The organism is Kitasatospora sp. NPDC093558, from assembly GCF_040683475.1.
GTDB lineage: Bacteria > Actinomycetota > Actinomycetes > Streptomycetales > Streptomycetaceae > Kitasatospora.
In genome coordinates, this window is sequence record NZ_JBFBDY010000847.1 from 1 (window position 1) to 2379 (window position 2379).

The following is a 2379-nucleotide window of genomic DNA, read 5'->3' on the forward strand; positions in this document are numbered from 1 at the left end:
CCCGAGGGCTTTGGCGTTGTGGTGGGGTTTTGGTATGTCGGATGCGCGGACTACCCACTCCCGGGATGTCTGGACCCATGGTGGGATCGGGCTGATGATCCCACCATGTCTATGAACGAGTCGCTGTCAGAAGCACAGCTCGATGCGATGGAACGGCGCATTATGGGTGCGACGCCGGGCCCCTGGGTTCCACTCCTGGAGACCCGATGGGCAACCGGCGGTGGGAGCTGCATCCAGGTCGATCCGGACGCGGCCGGGCAGGACGACGAGATCTACCTCAGAAGGTTCGTCGACGGGCGGGAGGTTCTCGGCCCGGACCGACAGTTGGATGCGGATCTCGACTTCATCGCGTCCGCCCGTGAGGACATGCCGCGACTGATCGCCGAGGTACGGCGGCTGAGAGCCGCAGTTCCGGCGCAAGAGGTCTAAAGGCAGTCCGCCGGCGGGGCCGACTTCCCGCTCCTGGTGGAGGTCTAGCCGCGGACGGAGACCGTCATGGTCTCGCCGGGGGATACGCGGAGCGTTGGTGTGGTCTCGGTTGCTTGTGGTGTGCCGTTGATGGTGAGGGTGGGGTGGGTGCCGGGGAAGTGAGGGGTCCAAGTGATCGGCTCAGGGCCCGTGTTGGTGAGGGTTGTGGAGTTGTGGCCGTCTTGGCGGAGGGTGATGTGGGTGGCGCCGACCGGGATGTTCGCGACCTGGAGCCAGGCCATTGAGGTTGGGAGGTGGGAGGTGGTCGAGATGGTACCGGTCGCGGTGTCCGGGGTGAGGCCCAGGAGGCCCTGGACGGTCTGGGACAGCAGGGTGAAGGGCACTTCGGGGTAGTCGCCGTTCAGCATGCGGCCGCTGGTGTGGACTTGGGGAGCGGCTTCGTAGATGTGGCGCATCCACTTCCACGCCGTGTCGCCGTCGCCGGCCGCGAAGAACGCGTCCGGGAGGTACGTGTAGGCCTCCAGGTTGTCGGAGCGCTGCGGGCCGGAGTCCTGGGCGTCGATGTCCGCGAGGAAGGCGTCCCGGCGTGGGCCCGCGTCGAGGAGGTGCTTCGCGGGCATCAGGATGCTCGCCTCGTAGCCCCAGTCGGTGAGGGGGCGGCCGGTGGTGTCGTAGCCGTGGACGACGTTGCCAGGGTGCTGTGGGTCCACTGTCCAGACGGAGTTCGCGTACTGGTGGAGGGTTTCGGCAGCCCGTTGGTAGGTCGAGCGGTCGCTGCGCGAGGAGGCGAGGGTCGCGGCGGCGAGGTAGGCCTGGTACTGGGCGGCGAGGGCGTCGCCCGCCTCGGCGTAGGTGGTGGTGGTGGCGTTCTCGGCGTAGCTCGCGGTGCCCTTGAAGATGTTGCGGCTGGCGGCCTGCGGGATCGGGACGCCGCCGTTGTCGAGGGGGCCGGGGTGGCGGGTGATGTACGGGCCGAGGGTGTTGCGGACGTAGCGGGTGAGGACGGGGTCGTCGGTGTAGTCGCGGTCGCCGGTCCAGCGGTAGGCCTCGCCGGTCTTCTCCACGAGCTCGAAGGGGGCGGGGAGTTCCCGGACGAAGCTGCTCGGGCTGCGGTAGTCGATGCTGCCCGGGGTCCTGGCGTCGAAGTTGACGGACCACACCGGGTCCAGCCCGTTGGCGTCGGTCGCGGAGCCGGCGAAGGCGCGCAGCATGGTCTTGTTCTGGGCGTCGAGTCCCAACAGGTGGGCGCCGACGAGCTGGTGGGCGAAGTCGCGGCTGTAGAAGGCGGAGCGGAACGGGTAGCCCGCCCAGTAGGTGGTGTCGTACGCGGCGGTGCCGGTGCCGTTCGGGTGGTTCTCGTCGAGGTTGAGGACGCCCGGGGCGCCGGCCTGCTGGACCCAGCTGTTGGCCTTGGTCTTGGCCCAGTCGAACAGGGCGACGACCTCGGGGTCGGAGGAGCCGATCAGCGGGTCGTTCGGGGCGGAGGGGGCCACCGAGGCCTCGTCGACGTTGACCCAGCCGGCGGGGGAGGAGCCGATCGCGAGCGTCAGCCGGTCGCCGGGCGCGACGTGGACGCGGGGGAGGGTGTACTTGGCGTACACGGGCTGCACGGGGAGGGCGAGTTGACGGACGACGGTGCCGTTGACGGCCGCCGAGAACGTGCCGCCCGCCGCGCCGCTCGCGATCCACGCGGACAGGTCGTACGTCCCGTCCGTGACGGCGGTGATCTCCTGGCCGACCCGGTAGCCGGTGCCCGCGTCGAGGTAGGCGAGGCGGGTGCCGGTGTGCGGGTTGTTGGTGGCGACGCCGGTGTGGGCGGTGAACGTCCAGCCGGCGGTGCCGAGTTCGAAGCCGGGGTTGGCGAGGACGAGCGGCTCGATGCGGGTGAGCGTCCAGCGTTGGGCCCGCGTCGGGATGAAGGGCAGGGCGCGGGCGGTGCCGGCGAGGTGG

Annotated in this window: 2 protein-coding genes; one reads left to right on the top strand and one right to left on the bottom strand. The window is 69.9% G+C overall.

Annotated features, from left to right (window positions below):
- The coding region (locus tag AB0O00_RS36015; protein ID WP_363658920.1) for a hypothetical protein at positions 1 to 429 on the top strand (429 nt) is incomplete at its 5' end.
- 44 nt (positions 430 to 473) lie between these two features.
- Here AB0O00_RS36015 and AB0O00_RS36020 read toward each other — a convergent pair.
- Positions 474 to 2379, bottom strand: a 1906-nt coding sequence (locus AB0O00_RS36020; RefSeq protein ID WP_363658921.1) for a hypothetical protein, incomplete at its 5' end; no start/stop codon positions are given.